Annotated in this window: 2 protein-coding genes; both read left to right on the top strand. The window is 68.2% G+C overall.

Features of this window, described 5'->3' with window-relative positions; all coding sequences use genetic code 11:
- On the top strand, positions 1-2,730 hold a 2,730-nt coding region (locus WAO18_RS13595), incomplete at its 5' end, for an ATP-binding protein (protein WP_422206787.1).
- Between the two features lie 16 nt (positions 2,731-2,746).
- Positions 2,747-3,317, top strand: a 571-nt coding sequence (locus WAO18_RS13590; protein WP_422206788.1) for an adenylate/guanylate cyclase domain-containing protein, incomplete at its 3' end; no start/stop codon positions are given.

Raw genomic sequence — 3,317 nt, 5'->3', positions numbered from 1 at the left:
TCGGGGTCGCTGGGATACGCCGCGACCGGCCAGCCGGTCGGGTTCGCGCAGCGGATGGAATCGGTGGCCCCACCGGGCGGGGTGATGCTCTCGGAATCCACCGCACGACTCGTCGAGCACGCCGTGCTGCTCGGTGAACCGGAATGGGTGCACATCAAGGGCGCCGACGAACCGGTGGGCGCGCGCCGGCTGGTCGCGATCGGCCCGCGACAAGCCGCGGTTGGGCGCGCCGACGTGGGCCTGGTCGGTCGGCTTTGGGAGATGGCAGCCCTCGACGCCATGGTGGACCGCGCGATCGCCGGCCGCGGAGGTGTCGTGACTATGGCGGGAGCACCGGGCATCGGCAAGAGCCGCATGGCGCGGGAGGCTGCCTCGGCCGCGACCGGTCGTAGCGTCGAGGTGTTCTGGGCCTTCTGCGAATCGCACGCCAGCGACATCCCGTTCCATGCCGTCACCCGCCTACTGCGCGCCGCCATCGGTGTGGCCGACCTCGGCGGTCATGCCGCCCGCGCAAAAGTGCGGCGTCAGATTCCGGCTGCCGACCCGCAGGATCTGCTGCTGCTGGATGATCTGCTCGGCATCGCTGACCCTGAGGTGCCGCTGCCCCAGATCGACCCGGAGGCGCGCCGGCGCCGGTTGACCGCCCTGATCAACACCGCGACGCTGGCGCGCACCGAACCGGCGCTGTACATCATCGAGGACGCGCACTGGATCGACGCTGTCAGCGAGTCGATGCTGGCCGATTTCCTCACCGTCATCCCGCGCACCTCGTCGATGGCACTGATCACTTACCGCCCCGAGTACCACGGAGCGCTGACACAGGTGCACGGTGCTCAGACGATAGCCCTTGCACCACTGGCGGATTCGGACACCGCGGCGCTGCTGGGTGAGCTGCTGGGCTCGGATCCCTCGGTCGGCGAGCTGGCGGCGATCGTCGCCGAGCGGGCCGCCGGGAACCCGTTTTTCGCCGAGGAGATCGTGCGGGAGTTGGCGCAGCGCGGTGTGCTGACCGGCGAGCGCGGCGACTATGTCTGCGTGGTGGATGTCGCCGAGGTGAGCGTGCCGGCCACCGTGCAGGCTGCCATCGAGGCGCGCATCGATCGGCTGAGCGCCACCGCCAAGCGGACGTTGAACGCGGCATCGGTGATCGGCGCTCGCTTCGGGACGCAGCTGCTCGCCGCGCTGGGGATCGACCCGGCGGTCGACGAGTTGCTCGGTGTCGAGCTGATCGATCAGGTGCGCTTCACTCCCAACGCCGAGTACGCGTTCCACCATCCGTTAATCCAAGCGGTGGCCTACGAATCGCAGCTCAAATCCGACCGCGCCGAATTGCACCGGCGCCTGGCCACTGCCATCGAAAAATATGAGGCCGGCTCGGTGGAGGAACACGCGGCGCTGATCGCCGAACATCTGCAGGCCGCCGGCGACCTGCACGCGGCGTATAGCTGGCACATGCGCGCCGGCGCGTGGTCAACCAACCGCGATCTCCCCGCGGCCCGGATCAGCTGGGAGCGGGCACGTCGCATCGCCGACCGACTACCTGACGATGAGCCCGACCAATTGTCGATGCGTATCGCCCCCCGCACCATGCTGTGTGCCACCGACTGGCAAGCCCGAGCAGTTCAGGAGAGCCGGGGCCGCTTCGAGGAGCTGCGCGAGTTGTGTACTGCGGCCGCAGATCACGTCTCGCTGGCCATCGGGATGACTGCGCTCGCCACCGACCTCTGCTACGCCGGGCGCGCGGATGAGGCATCGCAGCTGTCGTTCGAACAGATGGCGCTGCTGGAGTCGATCGGCGATCCCGCCCCGATCATGGGGGTGGCGTTTATAACGTTCGTCAACTGGCTCGGCGTCGGTGAATTCGGCGAGATCTTGCGGTGGTCACAGACCATCGTCGACCTCGCCGACGGTGACCCCGCCAAGGGCGCCGACTTCGGAATGGGATCACCGCTGGCGATTGCGTTGGCCTGGCGCGGCACCGCTCGGTGCTGGCTGGGCCGTCCCGGCTGGCGCCAAGACCTCGACGACGCGGTCGCAATGGCCCGACGCAGCAATCCGGAAACCCTTTCCGGTGCCGTCGCCTGGACCTACGGTTTCGCGATGCAGTACGGGGTGCTTCGGGCCAGTGACTCCGTGGTGCGCGTGAGCGAGGATGCGGTGCGGACCGCCCAAAGAGCCAGCAGCGATCGGGCGATGGGCTTGGCCGCGTACACGTTGGCTGTCGGGCTGCTGAATCGGGCCGCCGCGGCCGACCGTCACCGCGGGCTCGAATTGATGATGCAGGCCCGCGACATATGGCTGCGCAGTCGTGCGCTCTTCCTCATCCCGGTCACCGACGTGTGGGCCGCCCGGGAAACCGCCAGGCGCGGCGACCGCGATGCCGCTATTGGGGTGATCCGCCACGCCGTCGACGAACTGCGCCAGGCAGGAAGCCTCTTCTACGGCATTTGGGGCACCGGCGTTCTGGTGGAGACGCTGCTGGAGCGTGACGCCGAGGGCGACCTGGCCGAAGCCCAAGAGGCGCTCGACTGGTTAGCGAACCTGCGGGCAGACGAAGCTTGGACGGTGCGGGAGATCACGCTGCTGCGGCTGCGCGCGCTGCTCGCCCGAGCCCGCGGCGATGACGTCGCCTACCGCAACTTGGTGAATCGCTATCGTTCGATGGCGGAATCGCTTGGCTTCGAAGGACACATCGCCTGGGCCGAAGCGATGATCGAGAGTGAGGAATAGTCAGGTGACGGCGGGCATGGTGTGCAAGGCGTGCGGCGCTGGGCTGCGGGAGAACGCGAAGTTTTGTGATGAGTGCGGTGCCCGGGCAGCGCATTCTGGTGATGCCGCGGAGTACAAGCAGGTGACGGCGTTGTTCGCCGATGTGGTGCGCTCGATGGACATCGCGGCGGCTGTTGATGTGGAGCGGTTGCGCGAGATCATGACCGAGCTCGTGGAACGCTCCGCCGCGGTGGTGCAGCGCTACGGCGGCGGCAGCGTGGAGTACACCGGCGACGGGCTGATGGCTCTGTTCGGCGCCCCAATTGCGTTGGAAGATCATGCTTTTCGGGCGTGTATGGCCGCGTTGGCCATTCAGGAGGAGGCCAAACGGTTGGCGGCCGAGATCCAGCGCCGCGACGGGGTTGAGCTGCGGTTGCGGGTGGGCCTGAATTCGGGTCGGGTGATCGCCGGCGAGATGGGGTCGGGGTCGCTGGGATACGCCGCGACCGGCCAGCCGGTCGGGTTCGCGCAGCGGATGGAATCGGTGGCCCCACCGGGCGGGGTGATGCTCTCGGAATCCACCGCACGACTCGTCGAGCACGCCGTGC

This window comes from Mycobacterium sp., assembly GCF_049278535.1.
In the GTDB taxonomy this organism is placed as follows: domain Bacteria; phylum Actinomycetota; class Actinomycetes; order Mycobacteriales; family Mycobacteriaceae; genus Mycobacterium.
Note: the sequence above shows the minus strand (reverse complement) of the source record. Positions and strands in the feature narration are given on the sequence as shown.